This is a genomic window from Candidatus Gullanella endobia, from assembly GCF_900048035.1.
Lineage (GTDB): Bacteria > Pseudomonadota > Gammaproteobacteria > Enterobacterales > Enterobacteriaceae > Gullanella > Gullanella endobia.
In genome coordinates this window covers 270,568-296,793 of sequence record NZ_LN999832.1, presented here as the reverse complement: position 1 = coordinate 296,793, position 26,226 = coordinate 270,568, and the positions used below count along the sequence as shown (strand labels likewise).

At 30.4% G+C, this 26,226-nt stretch carries 9 protein-coding genes and 1 pseudogene; 7 read left to right on the top strand and 3 right to left on the bottom strand.

What is annotated here, in order from left to right; genetic code table 11:
• Positions 1-14: 14 nt before the first annotated feature.
• The 5 genes from lpxM (at position 15) to fabI (ending at position 14,194) form a co-directional block, all read left to right on the top strand.
• Positions 15-977: a lauroyl-Kdo(2)-lipid IV(A) myristoyltransferase gene (lpxM, locus tag FVIR_RS00775; protein WP_067497702.1), complete on the top strand. Its 963-nt coding sequence runs from the start codon at positions 15-17 to the stop codon at positions 975-977.
• A gap of 190 nt (positions 978-1,167) precedes the next feature.
• Positions 1,168-2,640: a glucose-6-phosphate dehydrogenase gene (gene zwf / locus FVIR_RS00770; RefSeq protein WP_067497699.1), complete on the top strand. Its 1,473-nt coding sequence runs from the start codon at positions 1,168-1,170 to the stop codon at positions 2,638-2,640.
• A 467-nt stretch (positions 2,641-3,107) separates the two neighbouring features.
• On the top strand, positions 3,108-5,177 hold the full coding sequence (locus FVIR_RS00765; RefSeq protein WP_067497696.1) for a S9 family peptidase: 2,070 nt from the start codon (positions 3,108-3,110) through the stop codon (positions 5,175-5,177).
• A 1,803-nt stretch (positions 5,178-6,980) separates the two neighbouring features.
• The gene (nifJ, locus tag FVIR_RS00760) at positions 6,981-10,502 is read left to right on the top strand and encodes a pyruvate:ferredoxin (flavodoxin) oxidoreductase (protein WP_067497694.1); all 3,522 of its coding nucleotides are present in this window, start codon (positions 6,981-6,983) and stop codon (positions 10,500-10,502) included.
• Positions 10,503-13,393: 2,891 nt separating this feature from the next.
• Complete coding sequence (fabI, locus tag FVIR_RS00755) at positions 13,394-14,194, top strand: enoyl-ACP reductase FabI (RefSeq protein ID WP_067497691.1); 801 nt, start codon at positions 13,394-13,396, stop codon at positions 14,192-14,194.
• Positions 14,195-16,082: 1,888 nt separating this feature from the next.
• Here fabI and topA read toward each other — a convergent pair.
• From topA to rluB, 3 genes are all read right to left on the bottom strand, one after another.
• Positions 16,083-18,695 (bottom strand): type I DNA topoisomerase, encoded by a 2,613-nt coding sequence (gene topA, locus FVIR_RS00750; protein WP_067497687.1) that lies wholly within the window; start codon positions 18,693-18,695, stop codon positions 16,083-16,085.
• A 751-nt stretch (positions 18,696-19,446) separates the two neighbouring features.
• Positions 19,447-20,508, bottom strand: coding sequence for a protease SohB (gene sohB, locus FVIR_RS00745; RefSeq protein WP_067497684.1), 1,062 nt, complete (start codon positions 20,506-20,508; stop codon positions 19,447-19,449).
• An 826-nt stretch (positions 20,509-21,334) separates the two neighbouring features.
• Positions 21,335-22,168: a 23S rRNA pseudouridine(2605) synthase RluB gene (gene rluB, locus FVIR_RS00740; RefSeq protein ID WP_067497681.1), complete on the bottom strand. Its 834-nt coding sequence runs from the start codon at positions 22,166-22,168 to the stop codon at positions 21,335-21,337.
• Between the two features lie 890 nt (positions 22,169-23,058).
• Between rluB and FVIR_RS00735 the strand changes: the two genes are divergently transcribed.
• Together FVIR_RS00735 and trpD are read left to right on the top strand one after the other, a co-directional pair.
• Positions 23,059-24,621: an anthranilate synthase component 1 gene (locus FVIR_RS00735; RefSeq protein WP_067497679.1), complete on the top strand. Its 1,563-nt coding sequence runs from the start codon at positions 23,059-23,061 to the stop codon at positions 24,619-24,621.
• Positions 24,621-26,221, top strand: a pseudogene (trpD, locus tag FVIR_RS02715) (bifunctional anthranilate synthase glutamate amidotransferase component TrpG/anthranilate phosphoribosyltransferase TrpD). Before FVIR_RS00735 ends, trpD begins: the two are co-directional and overlap by 1 nt.
• Positions 26,222-26,226: the final 5 nt, after the last annotated feature.

Here is a 26,226-nt window from a genome sequence, read left to right as displayed (position 1 = left end):
GCAGCGAGAAAGGTATGAAAAAAACAAAAAACAAGCAAAATGAGTTTATTCCAACCTTTAAAATAGCATTTTATGGACCACGTTACTGGTTATTGTGGTTGGGAATTGCAATTATTGCTGCATTAACTTTGATTCCGCCACGGCTACGCGATCCTATTTTTGGCGCGCTAGGTCGAATAGTTGGTCGTATTGCACATAAAGCGCGTTTTCGCGCTCAAGTAAATTTAGCTTATTGCTTGCCGGAAATAGGTATACTGCAAAGGGAAAATATTATTGATAATATGTTTTCCTGTATTATACAGGCTACTATTCTGATAGCTGAAATGGCTTTTCGTAATCCAAAACGAATCCTATCACGAGTACGCTGGCATGATGATAAATTAATACAACGCCTTCAGAAAGAAGGAAAAAATGTTATTTTTTTAGTTCCTCACGGTTGGGCGGTAGATATACCAGCAATGCTAATGGCAGCACGTGGTCAAAAAATGGCGGCTATGTTTCACAATCAGCATAATGAGTTACTAGATTATATTTGGAACTGTATACGTCGCCGTTTCGGCGGTCGTATGCATGCTCGTAATGATGGTATTAAACCTTTTATTACTTCAGTACGCCAAGGATATTGGGGTTATTATCTGCCAGACCAAGATCATGGTGCTCAGTACAGTGAATTTGTGGATTTTTTTGCAACTTATAAAGCAACACTACCCGCTATTGGTCGTCTTATGAAGGTATCTCGTGCGACTATTGTTCCCTTATTTCCAGTTTATGATGGAAATACTAGTCTGTTGCATATTTATCTTCTTCCACCGATGTCGGATCTTACAGATATTGATAAGGCGATTGTAGCACGTCGTATGAATGAAGCTGTAGAAACGCTAGTCCGTCCTAATCCGGAACAGTATACTTGGGTTTTAAAACTTCTTAAAACTCGAAAACCAGGGGATCCAAATCCATATAAAAAGCCATCACGTTGAAGAATATATTATCGTCGACTTCGGATAGATGACATTTATTATAGTAAATAAATTTCTTTTAAAAATTTATTAATTTTTATTTTTTTAAAAAAAATAAAAATTAATTATTATCAATATGATATGTTTCGATTAAAAATATTAAGAATATAATAAATTATAAATAATATTAATCATATGGAGAGAAGAAGTAATGGAAACAACCTCTATAGTCCAAGCTTGTGATCTTGTAATTTTTGGTACGAAAGGTGATCTAGCACGGCGTAAGTTGTTACCATCTTTATATCAGCTAGAAAAGTTGGGTTTTCTTCATCCTGAAACTCGTATTATCGGTGTTGGCCGAGCAGATTGGAATGTTAAAGCATATACAAAAGTCGTGCGTGAAGCACTAGAAACCTTTATGAAAGAATCTATAGATGATAAATTATGGAAAACTCTAAGAGCGAGACTAGATTTCTTTAATTTAGATATAGATGAGACTAAACGTTTTAATCTTTTAGGTAAAAAATTAGACAATCAGGCCCGCCGAATAATAGTGAATTACCTTGCTATGCCACCGAATACATTTGGTACTATTTGCAAGGGGTTAGGTAAAGCTAAATTAAATAACAAATCTAGTCGAGTTGTCATGGAAAAACCGCTTGGTACCGATCTTACTTCTTGGCGAGTAATAAATAACCAAGTTACAGAATATTTTAATGAAAGTCAAGTTTACCGTATCGATCATTATCTTGGAAAAGAAACGGTATTAAATCTGCTTGCTCTACGTTTTGCTAATTCACTATTCGCTTCTAATTGGGATAACCGCACTATCGATCATGTACAAATTACAGTAGCTGAAGAAATTGGCATAGAAGGTCGCTGGAGTTATTTTGATAAAGTTGGTCAGATGCGTGATATGATTCAAAACCACTTATTGCAGATTTTAACCATAATAGGTATGTCGCCACCTTCTAATTTAAATGCTGATTGTATTCGTGATGAAAAAGTCAAAGTATTACGTTCGCTTCGCCCTATCGATCACGTCACTATTTATGATACTACAGTACGTGGTCAATATACCAGCGGTTTTGTTCACGGGAAAAAAGTGCCCGGTTACTTAGAAGAAGAAGGTGCTAATAAAAATAGCTGTACTGAAACTTTTGTTTCCATTCGAGTTGATATTGATAATTGGCGTTGGGCAGGTGTACCATTTTATCTGCGTACTGGTAAACGGTTACCGATTAAGTGTTCTGAAGTTGTAGTCTATTTCAAAAATACAGCACTTAATTTATTTCGGGATTCTTACCAGGAATTACCAAAGAACAAATTAACTATTCGTTTACAGCCAGACGAGGGGATGGATATTCAGATATTAAGTAAGGTACCCGGATTAGATTACAAACATCATCTTAAAACTACAAAACTTGATCTGAACTTTAATAAAGCCTTTAATCAAGAATATTTAGCAGACGCTTATGAACGGCTTTTATTCGAAATCATGCGTGATATTCAAGCGCTCTTTGTCCGCCATGATGAAGTAGAAGAAGCTTGGAAATGGGTAGATGCAATCATGCAAGCATGGGAAAATGATATACCAAAACCTTATCAAGCTGGTACATGGGGTCCAGTTGATTCTCTTATGATGATTACTCGAGATGGACGTTCGTGGAATAGATTAAAGTAAAAATAATTACCAATCATAATAAATAACTATGATATAAGTTAAATTCTGCATTTATATACTCAATATAATGTAACAAAGATGAATTCTGGTTAGAAAATACTAATATAATAGTTTACAGGATTCATAAAAAAGACAATATTACGGTAATTTACTTCTATCTAAATAGAAGTAATAAAAACTTCTAAATCCAGTTTGAGTCTTAAAGATGCCAAAATTGTCTTTTATATAAAAATAGTTTAACTTAGAGAAGTTAAAAAATTAACTTTGATATTCTTCTATAAAGAACTTCTGAAATTATAGTAATTTTCATAACTTTAATTTTTAATCGTGGTTCTAAATTACACTAAAAAGTTATCTATTTAATAATCAAAGATTATTCGTAGAGCAAAAATAAAAACGATAAACTAAATATTACGTACCGCTTTGTTTAGCGTAGCAAGTATTTTTAACAAAAAAAGAACTTCCGTATGAAATTTCCACCTAAAGCAGAAAAACGACCATATACATTAACAATACATGGTGATAGTCGTGTAGATAACTATTACTGGCTTCGTGATGATAAGCGTAAGGATCCAGCTGTTCTAGATTATTTAAAGCAAGAAAATATTTATAGCGAAATAATAATCTCCAAATATAAAGCTTTAAAACATCAATTTTTTACAGAAATGGTTGAACGAATTCCTAAGCAGGATTGGTCTGTGCCATACGTAAAACGAGGATATCGCTATCAAATCCGCTATGAAGAGGATAGCGAATATGCTATCTACACTCGTCAGCCTGATACAGCTAATTTACAAGATCCATGGACAGTATTACTAGATGGTAACCATCGTTCTACTCAGAGCGAATTTTATTCTATGGAAGAGATAGAAGTTAGCCCAAACAATCACATTATGGTTGTAGCAGAAGATTTTTTATCTCAGCGTCTGTATGAACTTCGCTTTAAAGATTTAAGATATGATTCTTGGTTTCCAGAAGTGATTACATATACATCATCTAGTTTTGAATGGACCAATGATTCCAAAATGTTGTATTATGTTCGTAAACATAAAAAAACATTACTACCATATCAGGTATGGCGCCATGTTTTAGGTACACCAACTGAACAGGATAAGCTTATTTACGAAGAGAAGGATAATACATTTTATGTTAGTCTACAAAAAACTACTTCTGAACTCTATATTTTAATTATTCTCAGTAATACTACCTCTGATGAGGTTTTACTGCTAGATGCTAACGATTCACAAGCAATGCCACAGATATTTTTACCAAAAAGTCATAAACATAAATATTTATTAGATCATTATCATGATCATTTTTATATTCGGTCTAATCGAGATGGTAAGAATTTCGCATTATATCGTAGCAAAACGGGAAACGATAAACTTTGGCAGACGGTGATCCCGGTGCGAAATGATGTTTTGCTAAAGAACTTTGTATTATTTCAAGATTGGCTTGTGTTGGAAGAGCAGCATATGATGTTAACTAGCCTGCGACAAATAAACTTTTTAACAGGAAAAGAAAAGAAAATAATTTTCGATGATCCTACTTATATAATTTGGTTAGATTATAATCCTAATCCAGAAAGTGCATATATACGCTATAATTACTCTTCTATGACTAAGCCGACGACATTATTTGAGATGAATCTAAATACCGGCGAGCATAAACTACTTAAGCGAGTAAAAATAAAAAACTTTAAAGAAGAAAACTATCATAGTGAGCGTATTTGGATTACTGCCCGCGATAGAATAAAAGTGCCTGTATCATTAGTTTATCGAAAAGATCTATTTGAATCTGGAAAAAATCCATTACTGGTTTATGGATATGGTTCCTATGGTAATAGCATAGATTCAAATTTTAGTTTAAGTCGGCTTAGTCTTCTCGATCGCGGTTTTATCTATGCTTTGATACATATTCGCGGCGGCGGTGAATTGGGACAAGAGTGGTATGAAAACGGAAAATTATTTAATAAAATGAATTCATTTAATGATTTCATTGATGCAAGCCGTGCGCTTTTAAGTCAGGGATATGGAGATGCCACGCAAGTTTTTGCCATGGGTAGTAGTGCCGGCGGATTATTAATGGGTGCAATTATTAATCTAGCTCCAGAATTATTTAAAGGAGTTATAGCACAGGTTCCTTTTGTAGATGTAGTAACAACCATGTTAGATAAATCAATTCCACTAACTACCGGTGAATATGAAGAATGGGGTAATCCAAAAGATAAAGCTTTCTATCATTACATGCTAAAATACAGCCCTTATGATCAAGTTCGCGCACAGAATTATCCTAATTTGCTAGTAACTACTGGTTTATACGACTCACAAGTTCAATATTGGGAACCAGCAAAGTGGGTCGCTAAGTTACGAGAGTTAAAAACTGACAAGAACATATTGTTATTGTGTACTGATATGAATTCTGGTCATAATGGAAAATCTGGTCGTTTTAAAAGTTATGAAATGGTATCGATAGTATATACTTTTATCATGTCACTAGTAAAACCGATTAAGACTTCACGAACAGAGAAAAATTAGTTGTTGAAAAATTATTGTTTAGAAAAGAATATTTATGAAACTAAATAAAAAGTAATAAGATACTATTCATATCAATATTAATATTTTTACCTTTATTTCATAAGCGACACAATAATAGGTTATATTAAAAACTTACAACCTATTTAAAAGTTTTAAAATGACTAACTGTTATTAACGCTATTAATAATGTGGTTAATGTTAATAAAGAATCATTTATAGGTCAAATTAATTTATTAAAAGCATAAAAATTATAAATAATTCAGTAATAAAATTAAATATTTTTTTAAAAATTTACAAGCAAATAAAATTATTTTTTATATAGATAGAAATGATTGACTATTTAAAATAATATAAATACTAAAAATAAAACTCCAATATTCTTATAATTATTGAGGAAATAAATTATGTAATTGAAACGATTTACTTTATACTATTTAGTAATTTTAAAAAATTATTATTTTTATAAGCATTTTAATACTACTTATTTATACTAACATATACTATATTATATAGTATTGGATAAAAGATGATTATCTATTAGTCAGGAAGTTAAAAAATTGCCTAAAACTTGTTTAGTTTATATGTCTTTCTCAATATTTTTGATGTTATCAATAACATAATATTTTGTTTTTTAAAAGAAAATTTAAATATTAAAAAATAATAAAGATTCTTAATAAATTAAGATCTTGTATTAAGATAATTAATATTTAATTTTATAGAAAAGTCTTAAATCTTATCATTATCACTATCTAACTAGGAAAAGATAACTTCTAAATAACTATTGATATAAATGATAAATCATCTAGAATTCGTCTAAGATTAGACATTATATTGACTTTGATTTTACTATAATAATTTTCATAGAAATTATCTTTTTATGACGATACTTTTTATCTGTAATGTTCTTTAAATTAATTTTAGAGGAACTAAAAATTTATCATATTAAAATATATAGCTTTTATTTTTTTTAAAAAATTAGCATATGCACATGAAAAGATTTTTTCATTTTAAGTAGTCATTTAAATAATTTAATTAAAATATTACTGAATCTGATGAAAAATAAAATTATATTATATATATTACAAGCTTATAAGCTTGATAAACTATCTTAGCGAATATTCTCTAAAATAGAGATGACATATATTATTTATTAGTAAGCTTAAAAATTTAAATTTAAAATATCAAAAGTCAAAACTAATATATTTAATTATTAAGCTAATTTTAAAATTAAAAAGATCATTATCTAGTTAAGATAAAAAATTATTTTAAAATAAAAATTACTTAATAAAATTTATAATTAGATATTATCATAATATTAAAGATCTATTCTATTTGCTAATTATTTTTAAATACTATTAATTTATATGTCTCGGATATAATCTTCTCTTTTAGATTTTTATTTATTCAGTATTAATATTAAATAAATTATATTAAAATTTAGTTTTAGTTGATTTGAATTTTTTCTTTTGTGTAGATCTTTATTCACGAGATAAAGAACAATTTTATACTATCTAGTACTTAAAAATACTTTCGCCAGAATAAACATTAAATAATCGAATTAGATATAAAAGCTATTTATATCTACTAATAGCAAACAAAAATTAAAAACATAGAATTTCAATCAAGTTATTTCGCTTAATTTAATAAAGGGTATATTCTATATAAGACATATATTTTTCATTTATTTATTTTTATAAAACATGATAAAAAATCAAGACCATAATAATAAGTTCTGCTATTAAATTAATAACTTTATAATAAGTTATTAATTTAATAGTTATCATTTACAGTATAAAAATCTTTATGATTATCATAGATGGAAATAATGCAGTAGCCTCTGTAGCGTATCACATTAACGAAGTGATCGCTATTTATCCAATCACACCAAGTACTTCTATGGCTGAGCAAATCAGTGTTTGGTCAGAGGTTGGTAAACCTAATATTTGGGGTAATACTCCACGAGTAATACAAATGCAGTCTGAAGCTGGCGTTATCGCTGTAGTTCACGGTGCACTCCAAACTGGAGCACTATCTACTTCGTTTACGTCATCACAAGGATTATTACTCATGATCCCGACGTTGTATAAATTAGCTGGGCAATTAATGCCTTTTGTTTTGCATGTAGCGGCACGAACTGTAGCAACACATGCACTATCGATTTTTTGTGATCACTCGGATGTTATGGCTGCTCGCCAAACCGGCTGCGCTATGTTATGTTCTAATAATGTTCAAGAAGCACAAGATTTCGCTTTAATTGCTCATATTGCCAGTCTAAATAGTCGTGTACCCTTTATTCATTTTTTTGACGGTTTTCGTACTTCGCATGAAATTAACAAAATTTTACCCTTATCAAACGATATACTAAAAGCGTTACTACCTCAGACTGCTATTGATGTTCATCGTACCCGTGCATTAACACCAGACAAACCGATGATCCGTGGCACTTCCGCTAATTCTGATACTTATTTTCAATCTCGGGAGGCTACCAATTCCTGGTATAACAATGTCTACTATCAAGTTGAACAAGCGATGGACGCTTTAGCTACCGCTACTGGTCGGCAGTATAAACCATTTGATTATTATGGTCACCCAAAAGCTGAACGAATCATTATTGTGATGGGATCTGCTTCCAGTACCTGCGAAGAAGTGATTGATACATTACTGACTCAAAATGAAAAAGTTGGTGTTATTAAAGTACGACTATTTCGCCCATTCTCTGCTAATCATCTATTAGAAATTATTCCAAAAACAGTTCAGTCTATTGCAGTTCTAGACAGAACAAAAGAACCCGGATCTCAAGCAGAACCATTATATCTTGATGTGATGACTGCATTAGCAGAATCCTATAGTAGAGGAAAACGCGACACATTGCCACGAGTGATTGGCGGTCGTTTTGGTTTATCATCTAAAGAATTTAATCCACTCTGTGTGATAGCAATATTTCATGAACTTATGTTGGCAATGCCACGACCACGTTTCACTGTTGGCATACATGATGACATTACAAATCTTTCACTTCCTTTACCTGAAATAACACTACCTCGAAAATCTAAGATGGAGGCATTATTTTATGGTTTAGGTAGTGATGGTTCTATTTCAGCAACAAAAAATTCTATCAAGATTATCGGTAATATTACAGAACTTTTTGTACAAGGTTATTTTGTTTATGATTCTAAAAAAGCGGGAGGTTTAACTGTTTCTCATTTTCGTATTAGCGAAAAACCAATCAATTCGGCTTATTTAGTTACTCAGGCAGACTTTATTAGTTGTAATCAATCACAATATATCTATAAATATCAGATATTAAAACATCTATGTCCCGGGGGGATTTTTCTGATGAACACCCCTTATAATGCTAATGATGTCTGGTCGAAACTACCACAAGAAGTGCAAGCATTACTTAATGAACGCCAAGCACATTTTTATATTATCAATGCTCAGAAAATCGCTCTTGAATGTCAGCTTGGTTCATACATTAATACTGTTATGCAGATGGCTTTTTTCCAACTTTCACATATTTTACCTCAGGATGTGGCATATAACGCGTTATATGAAGCAATAGATAACAGCTATAAAAAAAAAGGAGAAGATTTTATAAAACGTAACTGGCGAGCACTTACAGAAACGCGTAAAGCATTATTTAATGTACCGCTACAACCAGTGAACAGTATAAGTCCCATGTTGCCGCCTATTGTTTCAGATACAGCACCAGATTTTGTTAAAGTTGTAACTGCTGCTATACTTTCAGGTTTGGGCGATACTTTACCTGTTTCTTCGTTTCCTCCTGACGGCAGTTGGCCAACTGGAACAACTTGTTGGGAAAAACGCAATATTGCTGAAAAAATACCACTATGGAAACCATCCTTATGCACACAGTGCAACTACTGTGTTGCAGCATGTCCTCATGCTGCTATTCGTGCTAAAATCGTCAATCCCGAGGTACTTAAAAACGCACCAACTAGTTTTTCATCTTTTAATGTAAAAACGCGTGATATGCGTGGTCAGAAATATATATTACAAGTAGCACCAGAAGACTGCACTGGATGTAATCTATGTGTCGAGGTTTGTCCGGCTAAAGATCATCTAAATCCGAATATTAAAGCGATTAATATGACCTCACGTCTATCACATGTAGAAGAAGAAAAAATCAATTATGATTTCTTTCTTAATTTACCGGAAATTAACAGTAAATCTTTTAAAAAGATTGATATTCGCAAATCACAGTTGCTAACTCCATTATTTGAGTACTCTGGAGCTTGTTCAGGTTGTGGTGAAACGCCTTATATTAAACTATTAACTCAATTATACGGTGATAGGTTACTTATTGCTAATGCCACTGGCTGCTCTTCTATTTATGGAGGAAACTTACCTACTACGCCTTATACGATCAATGCTGATGGTCGTGGTCCGGCCTGGGCTAATTCACTCTTTGAAGATAATGCAGAATTTGGACTAGGATTTCGTCTGTCAGTAGATAGTCACCGTCAGCGTGTACTACATTTGCTAGAGATACATGCACATGAACTACCTGAGGCGTTAGTATCTAGTTTACGTTCTAAAAATGCTCCAATAGACGATCGCCGGAAGAAAATTAGCGAATTACGAAAGTTGCTGAGTAAATCGACAAAATCTTCAGCTCGTCAACTAGTAAAAGATGCTGATTATTTAGTTGATAAGTCCATTTGGATAATTGGAGGTGATGGCTGGGCCTACGATATTGGTTTTGGCGGGTTAGATCATGTAATGAGCCTTATGGAAAATATTAATATCTTGGTATTGGATACTCAATGTTATTCTAATACTGGAGGACAAGAGTCTAAGTCTACACCGTTAGGTGCGGTAAGCAAATTCAGTGAGCAGGGTAAACGTAAAACACGAAAAGATCTTGGTATAAGTATGATGATGTATGGTCACATTTATGTAGCACAGATTTCATTAGGTGCTAATCTAAATCAGACAGTTAAGGCTATACAAGAAGCAGAAACATATTTGGGACCGTCGTTAATTATTGCCTACAGTCCTTGTGAAGAACATGGTTATGATTTAGCTTTAAGCCATAGTCAGATGCGCCAATTAACCGATACTGGTTTTTGGCCATTATACCGCTTCGATCCTCGTCGAAGTGAAGAAAACAAAATACCGCTTGTATTAGATTATCATATGCCCTCAAATGATCTTAGTACTGTATTACTTAATGAACAACGCTTTCGACAACTTAATACACAGCAACCAGATATTACTAGAGCTTTATATCAAAAAGCAAATAAAGAATTAAAACAGAAATATGACTTATTAGCTTATATGGCTGCTAAGATTAAAAATTAATAATTGATGCTATGGAAAAAGATCAGTTTATCTACTGATAGATCTATATATTTTAATAAATTAATTATTATTTAAAATAAAATGCTACCCTATTTAAATAGGTAAAATACTACTAGGCAGTAAAATCTGTTTTATTAGATTAAAAAATATTTTCTATTCATATTTATAACTATTATTTATTATTTTTAATAAAGTTAAATTTAACGTATTAAACCTAATATTTCTATCATAATCTGCTATTAGTAATAAAAATAAATAATTAAATAGACATGCTATACGATAATAGAATCCATAAAGAAATAATCTTTTAGCAAAGAGAAATCTATTTATTCTAAATAGGAGAATCAGTTATTATATTAATAATACAGATTAACTCTCATCTGATGATTAATAAGGAATAGTTTATACGTTTTTCTGAAAGAAACTAATTAATTTATAAGATATTTAATATAACGTTAATTAATTTCATTAGAAACAGATCGCTTTAATTTTTTATATTTTCATCAAATTAAATAACTACCTGATAATAATAAGTAACTGTGATTTAATATCATCTATTGCTATAGTTAAAAATCATGTTTATTGTAATGAATATCCGAAGAATAACTTAAATATTTAATAAATATATTAACATCCTGTATCTTTTGCTATAGTAATAAAATTTTATAATTTCAATTTTTGAAAAATATTAAATATAGTATTTAGCGTGATTATAATTTTATAGATAAATATGTTATTTTTATTTAAATTTTTAGATATAAGATTTATTAGGTAGCTATTATTGAATTAATAAAACAATGCTATTATAATTTAATTGATAATTATAATATCTAGTTTATTAGATATTTTGTTTAGTATTAATAGTTATATATCTAGAATATTTTATTAGTTTTTTATAGAGTTCAATAGATCAAAAAATTTATAAAAGATAGACAAATTATTATAATCATAGATCTATAATATATATCATATTAGTATCTTACTATTAAGATTATTAATATAATTTTTTCCAACACTAACTAATTATTTCTTTTATTAATATTCAGATTTTTATATTTATACTACTATAATAATGATATTATAATTAATTTCTATTGTATTTATATATATTATATATAAATTTAAGCATTAAATATATGTTTTCGTAATCGCAGTTTATATATTATAATTTTTATTATATAAATCTTTATACTTTTATATATTACTAATCTTAGTAATATATAAAAGTATAAAATTATTTCTTCATAGGAAAATGATCTTTTGATCTAATAAAATAACTAGATTATTAAAAGTCAATACCTATATAAGAATAATTTATGTGTATATACATCTTTAATTGATTTATAATATATAAATATATTAATAATAAATATAGACGAATTAAACGATAATTAAATATTTAATATTAAATATGATAAAGTTTTAGATAGAAACTAATTTTATTAGTTAAAATAATAGCTAAACGAATATCTAACTTAAAATGAAACGTAAAATTATTATTTTAGTTTGATAAATTTTATTTTTGATTTAATATAAAATATATTTTTTCTGTTCTTTGTAATAAGAACAAGTATCGTAATGAAATTAAATTACTGATAATAATCTTTAGAAACATAATTTAAATTTAAAATTTAAAACTTAAAATAAATTATTTTTATTTATAATAATAAACTATATTTTATACTCATGAATTAATTTTATATTTTATATTGAATATGATCTTTTTAGGATATCCATAATTTATGGAATTTATGTAAAGCAATTTTTACTTCTATAATATTAATAATAATCTATTAATTTGAAGTTAATAGATTATTACATATAGAGCAACTATACCTTCAGTATTTTTAAATATTATTGTTTATTTTTAATAAAAGAATAGTTGGTAACAACATATGTGATAAATAGTAAATTATCATTATAAGTCTTCATTCTATTCGATATCTTAAATACTAGTTTTATCACTAGCACTATTATTGATTTTCTATTACTATATAAATATGTTCTAGTTTTTATATTACTCGTTTCTTAATTAATGATATCAAATTAAGAAAATTATTTTATTCCTCATAAATTTAATTGTTTTATTTTCTTATATTATAATGGAATGAAACATATCTTTTCTCTATTTTAGAGATACTGATAAGATACTATTTAAAAATAGTAGTAATTTAAATTTTTCTGATATAAAGCAGAAAAAATAATGATGATTACTTCGTTAGTTAATCAATCGTTTAATTTTAATTAAGAATTTTACAATGCCATGATATTGATAATATAAATTAAATTATAACCTGTTATTACCTTTAAGATAAAAAATAAATACTACTATTTATTGATATTTCATGATATGAATATACTAAGCAAGTAGTAAAACTATATAAATGTTCTATACTGTATATAAATTAAGCAAAACACTAATAGTAAAAATCTAATTATTAGATTATGTCATCTTTTTATGCTCTTTAATTAATTCTAAAGATTGTCGATTTTTTGCATGCCATACTATTAAAACCGGTTAAATACCTTTTTAAAGGTTAGCCTTTAGTTTAACTTACTTGTTTTCTCTATGTTATATACATTCTAATTCTTGTGTAAGAATTATGCTAATCCGATTATCTAGTTATTTTTAATATCATAAAGTTATTTGTAATAGAGGAAATACCAGTATTACTAGATCTATTAATGTAATTATGAATTATCTGCTTAATTCTAGAAACTACAAAAAATAAAATTTTTATTCAGGTAATACAATATTTTACATCAATAAAACATATAAGTAATTATATCATCGTTATATAAAAATAACGTTCAAATTGATATTTAATTTTTATAATATAGTAATTGAAAATAAGTAATCGTGTAAAATAATAATCATAAGGATTAATTCTATGGGCTTTCTTATCGGTAAGCGTATTTTAATTACTGGCATTGCCAGTAACCGTTCAATTGCATACGGTATAGCTCAAGTTATGCATCATGAAGGTGCAGATTTAGCATTTAGTTATCAGAATAGCAAATTAAAAGAACGGGTAGAAGGGTTTGCCGCTGATTTTAATTCTAGTATTGCATTTCCGTGTGATGTAGCAGATGATGACAGTATTGATAGGTTTTTTAACCATTTAGTCGATCTCTGGCCAACTTTTGATGGTTTTGTACATTCTATCGCTTATGCACCTATTGATCAGTTAAATGGTGATTATATCAATGCAGTAACCCGAGAAGGTTTTACTATCGCACATGAAATCAGTTCTTATAGTTTTGTTGCTATGGCAAAAGCTTGCCGAACAATACTTAATCCAAAAGCCGCTCTAGTAACTTTAAGCTATTTAGGAGCAGAGCGTGCTATCCCTAATTACAACGTCATGGGTTTAGCAAAAGCTTCATTAGAAGCTAATACTCGCTACATGGCTAATGCTATGGGTCCTTATGGCGTTAGAGTAAATGCTATATCCGCAGGTCCTATTCGCACTTTAGCTGCTTCTGGTATCAAGAATTTTAAAAAAATGCTTTCATGCTGTGTATCTATGATGCCTATTCGTCGCATGGTAACCATTGAGGATATTGGCAATACTGCTGCTTTTCTATGTTCCAATTTATCAGCAGGTATCACCGGTGAGATAATACATGTAGATGGTGGTTTTAATATTACTGCTATGAATGAGATTGATTCATTCGGGACTTATGATTAATCTTATTTAATTGTACTCTATTATTTTTTACTCTTCAGTTTATTATTACTAAAGTATCTAGCCTAATAAACAACGATGAAAAGCTCATCTCGACTAGATAAAAAGTGCTGACATATTAAAACTAATAGACAATTAAAAATAGTTTATCTATTAAAATAATTTTTAATAGATTTAAAAACTGATAAAAAATAATATCTGTTCTTAACAAGAAATACTGATAATCGTTAATTATCAATAAGATAGTACCTAATATTTACATACTAAAGCTATAAATAATATTTTATTAATAGCAAATCGATAAGTACTATGTAGATTATCACTATCTATACGACTTGGGTAGATATTGTAATAATAATATTAGTAGTCCGATAGTCTAGTAGTCCGGTAGTCATTTAGGGTAGATAAAATTTATTGATATTTTGATCTAATTTTAGTTCTAACAAATCAGAAAAATATCTTCAAAAATATCAAATAGATTGGATAAAAATACGATGCTTAATTAAGCGTGATAGAATTTTAATCGTAGCTAAGTTAGAATATTATTCTAATTAACTGATTTTAATAACTTATAATTCTTATCGAATCATTACTAATGTTAGTTTGAATATTGTTTACTAGTGCATATCTAATCACCATTAGACAGATATATTTTTCGAAATTTCTGATTACTAAATGAAATGTAATTAGAGCAATATAGTTGGAGCTGCCAACGCTATTAATAGCTATTTAATACTAGGTCTAATCGGATAGAATTTTCTAATAAAGATATTTAACTAAATTAAAATCTGTAGTTTATTAAACTAGAAACCTAATTATCTAAGATAGATATATGGAATATTTATACTTGATATATCTAATATAAAATAGGTAATATCAATGATTATTATATATTATTAACTAATAAAGGGTAAGTTTTACCATTTAGCTTGGATAGATAAATAATTATATGTTTATCCAACATTAGTGTTTATAGAGATCTTATAATATCTACTATTATTCGCTACGATCTATCAGATATAAATAATCAAGTATTGTATTTTATTATAAATAACAATAGATAATATTATAATATTCCACTATACTACTAATAATAGTTATCTAAGTCATATCACTGTAAAGTTCAATGAATTTATCGATCATATTATATAGCTACCATTAAATAGATATAACTAATATTTTAGTTATAAAACTATAAGTTCATTAACTATTATAATGCAATAATTAATATTAATAATCTCATCTAAGTAGACGATTTTCTATTTTTATATTAATCTAATAATATATATTATTATTCGTCAGTACTACATAAAAATAATTAAATGTGTTATGTCTATAACATAGATTAATGTAATAATTAATATTTAAATCTATTGATAGTAAAAATTTATTTTATAGACCTATCAAAATTTATTATATAATTACTAAATTAGCTACTATCGATAGTAGGTTAGTTCTTATATTTAAAACGCAGCTAGAATGCTAGATAATTTTCTATTACCTATAGAATTATTTTAATGATGTACTAATATTATAAATTTTTCAAGAAATATTTTCATCTCTAGATAGATGATTTTTCAGTTAGCTTATATCATTAACAAAATATGACTTAGCAATTTAATAGATATGTATAATTTCCTAGCTAGTTCATGTAATATAAATTAAATAATAATGCTTATAAGAAAAATTGAATTTTTGCTTATTACCACCCTATTATTATCATAATAATAATTGATTAATTTTATTATCAAAAATTTTAACGAAAGATAATAAAAATAGATTAAGTTATATAAAATAATTGAAATCCTTATTATGATCAAAACTACTTAAATTAATATTAAGTACTAAAGTACTTAATATTAATTTAATAATGCTAATCATAAGATTAGCTCTAGTATGATAGTAGTCTTGATTGTTTTTTTTCTATTACTTGCCATTTACCATTAATATAGAAAGCTGACCATCCAGTAGGTTTTCCATCTTTTTCAGATGAAACATATTGTTGCTTATTTTTGCGACTAAATCGTACTAGTGTATTATTACCTTTATTATCTTCTATTGGTGCATAAGCGAGATATCGTAGCTTTTCTGGTAGACGATCATAGAATCGGACTAACTCAGCTACAAGTGGCATTCGGATCTCTCTAGATTTTGGAAATGTATTAGCAGCAAGAAAAACTCCAGCTTTTCCGTCGCGTAAAACAAAATATGAATCTGATTTTTTACACAATAACTCAGGCAACGGAACTGGATCTGCCTTCGGCGGTTCCAAATCACCGTTTTTCAAGATTTTACGAGTTTTCTTGCAGGTATAATTAGCACATATCATATATTTTCCAAAACGTCCCAGCTTTAAGTGCATGTTATCACCACATTTTTCACATTCTATAACCGAAATTTTACAGTCTTTTATATGAAACTCGCCCTCTTCTATATTATAGCCGTCGCAAAGCGGGTTATTGCTACATATATAAAATTTATGTTTTTCGTCGATAATATAGCTGTCCATAGCAGCACTGCATTTTCCACATATATGGCGCTTTAAAAAAATATCATTGTCTAGACTGTTTTTCTCCAGCATATTTGGAAGTTCTAATTCTGAAATTAAATTAATAGTATTTTTGCAACGTTTTTTCGGTGACAACGTATAGCCAGAACAACCTAGAAAAACACCGCTGATAGCAGTACGAATCCCCATATTACGACTACAGATAGGACAGCATATGTTTGTCATTACCATCTGATTAGGTTGCATTCCGCCATCTTCCGGATCTTTTTTGGCATTTTCTAATTGCTGATTAAACTTCTGAAAGAAGGAATCTAATACTCGCTTCCATTCCTGCTGATTAGTAGCTACTTGATCAAGAACATCTTCCATCCTGGCAGTGAAATCGTAACTCATTAGTTCGCTAAAGTTTTCTTCTAGACGATCAGTAACAATTTCCCCTATTTTTGTTGCATAAAAACGACGATTTTTCGTATTGACATAACCACGATTCTGAATAGTAAAGATGATAGAAGCATAGGTTGATGGACGACCAATCCCACGTTTTTCCAGTTCTTTTACCAGCGAAGCTTCGTTATAACGGGGTGTTGGTTTAGTGAAATGCTGACTGGGTATCAATTTAACAAGCGTAAATATCTGCCCTATTTCTACTTTTAATAAAGCCTGATTCTCATTGCTTTTTTTTAGTACTGGCATAACCCTGGTCCAGGAATCAAAACGTAATGCATAACTATGAGTACGGAGTTGAAATTCTCCAGCAGTAATAGTAAGCACAGTAGAATCATATTGTGTTGGATTCATTTGGCAAGCAATAAACTGTCGCCATATAAGTTGGTAAAGTTTTTTTGCATCGACTTCTATGTCCATTAACTGTTCTGCCAGTACATTAACGTCGGAAGGACGAATCGCTTCATGTGCTTCCTGAGTATTATTTTTACTGGAATATTTATTCGATTTTTTTGGTAAGTAGAGACTACCAAAAGATGCTTTAATATAATTACGAACCATATTAATAGCATCTTGACTTAAATTAGTAGAATCGGTACGCATATAGGTAATATATCCAGCTTCATATAACCGCTGAGCTAGCATCATAGTTTTCTTTACACTATAACCTAGTTGGGTATTAGCTGATTGTTGCAACGTCGATGTAGTAAATGGTGCTCCAGGTTTTTGGGTTATTAGTTTATCGTTACGATCACTAACTACATAATTTGCATTTTCAAGCATATCTAATGCTGCTTGAATTTGCTGTTGATTGATCGGTTTGAAGGGTTTTTTCTTTTGATGACTTACTTTAATAGTCAAATATGCTATCTGCGATATTTTTAGATTGGCATGCAATTCCCAATACTCTTCAGGTATAAATGCTTTTATTTTTCGTTCACGCTCTACTATTAAACGGAGTGCGACCGATTGGACTCGTCCGGCTGATAAACCGCGAGCAATTTTCTTCCATAGAAGTGGTGATATCATATAGCCTACAATGCGATCCATAAAACGTCGCGTTTGCTGCGCATTAACCTTATTAAGATTTAGCTTTAACGGCTGTTCAAAAGCTTTAGTAATAGCGTTACGAGTGATTTCATTGAAAACAACGCGACTAAAACGTTTATCAGCACCACCAATAACTTCACGTAGATGCCAAGCTATAGCTTCTCCTTCTCGGTCAAGGTCAGTTGCAAGATAGATATGATCAGCTTTTTTTGCCAGTGTTTTTAGCTCTGTTACTACTTTCTTTTTACTTGGCAAAATTTCATAATGAGCTTTCCATTCATTATAAGGATCAATACCTATCTGGTTAACTAATGCGAATTTTTGATCTAGCTTATCTTTTTTATTTTTTTGAATATTATTATTCTTATTAGTTGTTGAACTGCTAGCTGGTAAATCTCGGATATGACCAATACTGGATTTGACTACGTAGCCTTTTCCTAAATATTTATTAATCGTTTTAGCTTTAGCCGGTGATTCAACAATAACAAGAGCTTTACCCATTTTTTTACCTGAGTAGTATTTTAAATAAAAGTTCTTATCACTACAGATTTGCTTCAGAAAATTATTTTTATAATGGATATCGTATATAAAAAATAACCTGTTCTATCCGATCCCTAACAAATTTAAATTTAATTAATTTCATATTAAATCAGCAAATCTGGTTATTGCTTTTCTAGTCAATAGCAAAAAATCATTATTTGGTATAATAAAAGATAAATTATATAGACTAAAACTAGTGAGACCGATATAAGCATAATTAAATAACTTGATCTAATATTCAATTAGCAAAATTTAAACTTAAATTACTAGTTATCACTTTATTTACTAAATAAATTGGTATTAGTATCATCACTATAAATAAGAATTTATTAATCAATATAAATAGAAAAATCTATTAGAGAAAAATTAAATAATTTGAATACATTAAAACTGTTAAGATTATTATATAAGTTAAAATATATAGATTATTAATATTAAAATAAATACTTATGTTTAAAAATAATAATCTGCTTAAAATTATTTAAGTATTCTGTTTATTTTTTATCAGAAATATCATGTTTTTATAATTAATTTTTGGCATAATAAATTATTACTTTTTCTAGTGTTTAATTAAACTTTTATGCGTTAAAATCGACTAATGATCCTTAAATTTAATACATATATTATGATGTGATAATAATATAAAGTTTATAGTCATCACTAACCTTCAGATTTTAAAAATTAACAATCACTTTTGTTTATGGAAAATAGCTTAATAATTCTTCCTATAAAGAAGTTTTTTTGCATATTGCCAGTAGCTCAAAAACAGCTGATCAAAAGCTAATATAATATTATCAGTAAAACAGCTCATCCAGCGTTTTGGTCTAGTAAAACGTACACTAATTACTTCATGATTTTCTAGTTGTTCAATCAGAAATTCGTCGCTTGTACCAATAGCGTCTACTAATCCTAAATGTAGCGCTTGTTCACCATACCAATGCTCGCCGGTAGAAACAGCATCAATATCAAGGTTAGGTCGCATACACTTGACAAAAGATTTGAATAGTTGATGTGTTTCATTTAACTCTTGCTGAAACTTTTCGCGCCCAGAAGAAGAATTTTCACCAAATAGCGTCAGTGTTCGCTTATACGTTCCAGCTGTGTGCAGTTCGATATCAATATCGTTACGTTTTAATAGACGATTGAAGTTAGGAATCTGTGCAACAACACCTATAGATCCAATAATAGCGAAAGGAGCAGTGATGATTTGGTCTGCAACACAGGCCATCATATAACCGCCACTAGCGGCAATTTTATCTACTGTAATAATAAGCTGAATACCTTTCTTCCGTAATCGCTGAAGTTGCGATGCTGCTAATCCATAACCATGCACTACACCTCCGGGACTTTCTAGTCGAAGTAATACTTTATCTCCTGATTTAGCTACCGACAATACAGAGGTAATTTCTTCACGAAGTGAACTAACTTCTACTGCATTCATACTACCGATAAAATCTAGTACGTAAAGGCAAGATCGAGCTATAGCATCAACTCCTGATTTAGTCAGAAGTTTAACTTGTTTAGCTTCATTTTTTTTATCTTGCTTTTTTTGTTTTTTATGCCAAATAGCCTTCTCAGCTTCACTAAGTCTTGCTAATTGCATTTCTCGCTGCCTATCACGGTATTGCTTACTTAAATTTTCAATTTTGATCTGACCTTTACGTTGACGTGTCCGTAAACGTAAAGAAAATACTACTAATAATAACGTACTAATTACTAACACTACAGTAATAGTTTTAGCTAGAAAAAGTCCGTATAATGCAAAATATTCCATAAAACCACCTTACTCATTATGAAAATAGTTGATAATTATTCCAGCTAATGCTTGAGACAACGTTGTATAAAAAAATAAAAATAGCACTAGTAAATAGAACACTAGTATAAATGAAAGATGCTACAAATAAAGGAAAAACTCTTTTAACATTATAAAGAATGGTCGCTAATATTGTATTATCAAAAGATAATAGTCCAAATATAAATGGTAGATTTTTAAAGTGATATCAATTATATGTAATAAAGATATAAAAGAGATATAAAATAGTTATTTTTACAGTACCGCTTCGAGTTCTGCTTGGTAGTATACTTAATACATAATTAGTAGACAATATATTAGATATATTGCTTATTATGATTTATTTTATATAATCTGCTTTATATATCTAGATCGCGAAAAAACTTAATATTTGTCAGTACTAAATACTGCATAGGATAAATGCTATTATATTTAGATAAATCGCTACCGAGATCACCGAGTGTTTCTTATATATAGCAAGATCTTATTTAAAGAGATGATATACGGTTAGTAAAATAATTTTTTACTAATATCATTGCAAAGAGCAAATAGAATTAATAAAGATATCATACTGACAGATGTTTTAAGACAAATACTGAAATCACATTGATGATACCATATAAATATGATTTCTGAAAAATAGTACTAGACATATAACTACCTAAATTTCTTAGCACAGTTAACTATTGTATAAATACTCAGAAAAGTATATAATAATGAATTATAACTTTATAGTCTATGTAGTAGCATGTTTTGTTTGCTTTTTTATAACATAGATTCCGTTAATTTATATTATTTATTAATAATGTTAATTATGATTAACTGAATAACAAGTTTGCATAGTTTTAAAATGAAAATGATCATGTTTAATCGGTATCTCAGTAACCAATTTAAACGGCAATTTCACGATTTTTCTTAAGTAGTTGATCTGCTTGAGTGATAGTTCTTTCCAGCTACCTTGCGGTAGCCTTTTTGGTAGCGTAATATCACCGTAGCGTACACGGATAAGCCGACTGATCTGAACCCCAACTGATGCTAAAAGGCGTCTTACCTCACGATTACGACCTTCTGTTAAAGTTACAGCATACCACTGATTAAAACCTTCACTTCGTTTAAATGTTAAGCTATAGAAAGCCGATTGACCATCGTTTAACTGTATGTTCTTAATTAACTTATTTTGTTTATTTTTATCTATTTTACCAAAAATACACACAGCATATTCACGCTTAATTTTATATCTTGGATGAGTTAAGCGGTTGGCTAATTCCCCATCAGTAGTTAATAATAAAAGTCCAGAAGTATTAATATCCAATCGTCCGACAGATATCCAGCGAGAATTATGAAGGTATGGAAGACGATCGAAGATCGTTGGTCTACCCTTCGGATCTTGGCGTGTGCATAATTCACCTTCTGGCTTGTAATAGACAAGTACTCGGCATAAAGCATTTTCTGATGACTTGGCAAAGACAATCTGTCCATCAATACAGATTTTAGTAGTATTGGTAATATTAATTCGATCTCCAAGTATCGCGACTTTTCCATTAACGCTAATGCGGCCTTGTTTTATTAAATTTTCAATTTTTCGGCGAGAACCTTGTCCAATTCTGGCTATAATTTTTTGTAGTTTTTCGTTTTCGCTCATATCATATAACCTTAATATCTGAATCTCACGTCTCACTTTAATAAGTTTTATATATTTAATATTTAAAATAAATATTTAATTTAAAATTTTTTATATATAATATAGACTTATATTTTATTGTTATCTAAATAATTTTTATTTTTTTACAGATATGTATTATCCAGTACAGATGGTATCTAACATAAAGATAGTATGGTAATAAGCAGCACGTTTAATTCTGCTATAAGAAGACACACTTTTAAGATAAATATATAGTTTATACCGTCGATGTAATACTCCTGAAATGATATCAAATTAATTAAATTAATAATTGTCATAAGTTATTTTTAGGATTTAACGACATATAAAGGAAAAATAAATTTTTTTATTGTTTGTTCAAAAAGTATTGAAATATACATTCCTAATAATCTTACAAGATTAACTTTTTTATTTATTAAAGCGATATTTTATCAGCTTAAAAGGCTAATGTTCATCTGTACATCAAGAAATTATTTAAAAAAGCAAAATAGTGATATCATCTAATTCCACTAGATATCGTAAATTCTATTTGTATAGCTATTTTGTTTAAATTAAATAGTTTAAAGCATTGTTTTATTCAGTTAGATAGATAAAAAATAAATTCATCACATGATCTCTAATGGAGTTAATATTAAGTAACATTATCTGATATTAACTCATATATTTATTTTTTTAGTGTATTACACTGGTTGATTTTTATCTCTAAACTTATTTATTAATAAATAATATTTTTAACATTCATACTTCAACTGGCGATAAATCTTTATTTAAGAGTTGCTAAAAATTGTGTATTACTGCTATTTAGCATATTATCTAAAATAGCCCTACTAAATCAGTGGGTTTTGTATAGGCGATAATCAGGAAAACAGACAATGCCAACCAGTCACTATCAGATAGAATTACTATATACGCAAGCTCTTTACCGCCCCGATCCAACAGCTATATTTAATCATTTATGCGGTACACGACCTGCGACATTATTGCTAGAATCAGCTGAGATCGATAAGAAACATGATTTGGAAAGCATGATGGTAGTTGATAGCGCGTTACGTATTACAGCTATTGGTCAAACAGTCACATTACAGGCAATGAGCGGAAACGGCGCTGCGCTGTTGCCGCTATTAGATGCTGCTTTACCAAAAAATGTTATGATTACTGCTTATCCCTACAAGCGGAAATTAACATTTCCAATATTGACACAAGATATAGATGAAGATACTCGTCTACGTTCATTGTCGGTATTCGATTGTCTACGTTTACTCTTAACGCTAGTTAATCAACCAATAGATGCACCAAAAGCAATGTTTATTGGTGGACTTTTTTCTTATGATCTCGTCGCAAGCTTTGAATCTTTGCCTTCGCTTCATCCAAGACAGCGTTGTCCCGATTACTGTTTTTATTTAGCGGAAACGCTACTAATTCTTGATCATCAAAAACAAACTTGTAAATTGCAATGTAGTTTATTTAATCACAATCCGCTAGAAAAGGAACGCTTACAATATCGACTTAAACAATTGCAGTATCAACTTACCAAAACACTAGATCCAATTCCGCATCAGGTCATCAATAATATGACTTTAACTTGCAATCAAAACGATGAAGAGTATGCTCAAATTGTATGCCGAATGCAAAAGGCGATTCGAGAAGGGGAAGTTTTCCAGGTTGTTCCTTCTCGGCGTTTTTCACTTCCTTGCCCCTCTACGCTCGCTGCTTATCATACGCTTAAAAAAAATAATCCAAGTCCATACATGTTTTTTATGCAGGACAATAAATTTACCCTATTTGGTGCCTCACCAGAAAGCTCGCTGAAATACACTCCTGACACAAGACAAATTGAAATTTACCCCATAGCCGGTACGCGGCCACGTGGGCGACGCGATGACGGATCATTGGATGTTGATCTTGATAGTAGTATTGAACTTGAAATGCGTTCTGATCATAAAGAATTAGCAGAGCATTTAATGTTAGTAGATTTAGCACGAAATGATTTAGCACGTATTTGTGAACCAGGCACCCGATATGTAGCTGATTTAACTAAAGTCGATCGTTATTCTTTCGTAATGCATCTAGTTTCTCGAGTAGTAGGTCAACTTCGTTCTGATCTTGATATATTACACGCCTATCGTGCCTGTATGAATATGGGTACTTTAAGCGGAGCACCAAAAATTCGTGCAATGCAGCTTATCGCCGAAGTAGAAGGTGAACGTCGTGGGAGTTACGGTGGTGCAATTGGATATTTTACTGCTTCCGGCATGCTCGACAGTTGTATCATTATCCGTTCTGCGTATGTTGAAGATGGTATTGCTACAGTACAAGCTGGCGCAGGTATAGTGCTAGATTCTATTCCACAAGTAGAAGCTGATGAAAGTCGAAATAAAGCTCGCGCTGTCTTGCGTGCTATTGCTATGGCTCACAGTGCAAAGGAGTTATTTTAATGGCTGATATCTTATTACTTGATAATATCGATTCGTTTACATATAACCTAGTAGATCAGCTGCGCACTAATGGTAATCGTGTAGTGATTTATCGAAATTGCTTACCAGTTACTCTTATTACACAAGTGCTGTCTAAAATGAAAAATCCAATCCTTGTTCTCTCACCTGGACCTGGTATACCAAGTCAAGCTGGCTGTATGCCAGTATTGCTCGAAATATTACGAGGCCGATTACCTATTATTGGTATTTGTCTTGGTCATCAAGCAATTATAGAAGCTTATGGTGGTTACGTTAGCCAGGCGAGCGAGATTTTACACGGTAAGGCCTCACTGATCCATCATGATAGTCAGAGCATGTTCTCTGGTTTGAAAAATCCGATGTCAGTAGCACGCTATCATTCACTAATTGGAACTCATGTGCCTGAAACGCTAATAGTTAATGCTCACTACAACAATATGGTAATGGCAGTACGTAATGATTTTGATCGAATCTGCGGATTTCAGTTTCACCCGGAATCTATTTTAACTACTCAGGGAACACATTTGTTGAATCAGACTCTTACCTGGGCATTAGCGTAATAAGAAGGATTTTTATGCAAGCGATACTGGAATATCTCTATCAAGGTAAGCGTATTAGCCGTGAACAAAGTCAGAAGCTATTTAGAGGTGTAATTCAAGGAAAACTAGCTCCAGAACAATTGGCAGCTGCGCTTATTAGCATGAAAGTTCGAGGTGAACATCCTGAGGAAATCGCTGGTGCTGCCAGCGCACTATTAGCTGATGCAAATCCTTTTCCTCGCCCTAATTATATTTTTGCTGATATTGTCGGTACTGGTGGCGATAACAGTAATAGCATCAATATTTCTACCGCTAGCGCTATCGTTGCTGCTGGTTGTGGCGCTCCGATAGCTAAACATGGCAATCGCAGTATTTCAAGCTACTCAGGTTCATCTGAAATAACGGCAGCATTTGGTATCCGGTTAGATATGCCAGCTACACTATCACGTCAAGCATTAGATGAATTAGGTATATGTTTTTTATTCGCCCCACAATATCATTCCGGCTTTCGCTATGCAATGCCAGTTCGTCAATTATTAAAAACTCGCACTTTATTTAATTTACTTGGTCCGTTAATTAATCCAGCCCGACCACCGCTTGCACTGGTTGGTGTGTATAGTCCAAAGTTAGTTCTACCAATTGCTGAAACATTACGAATATTAGGATATCAACGTGCTGCAGTAGTGCACGGAGGTGGTATGGATGAACTTGTTTTACATACATCAACGTATGTAGCAGAACTACACGAGGGGATAATTAAGAAATATACTTTAAACGCAGCAGATTTTGGTCTTTCGACCCAGCCAGCAGATGCGCTACGTGGAGGCTCAGCAGAAGAAAATTCTGGTATTTTGACGCGTTTGTTACAAGGTAAAGGTAAGCAAGCGCATGAATTTGCTGTTGCCGCTAACGTAGCTCTGCTTCTTAAATTATTTGGTCAGGAAAATCTTCCTGATAATACCCATTTAGTGTTGGAAGAAATTCATAGTGGCGCTCCCTATGAACGTGTAATGGAGCTAGCAGCAAGAGGATCAAGAGGATAAGGAAG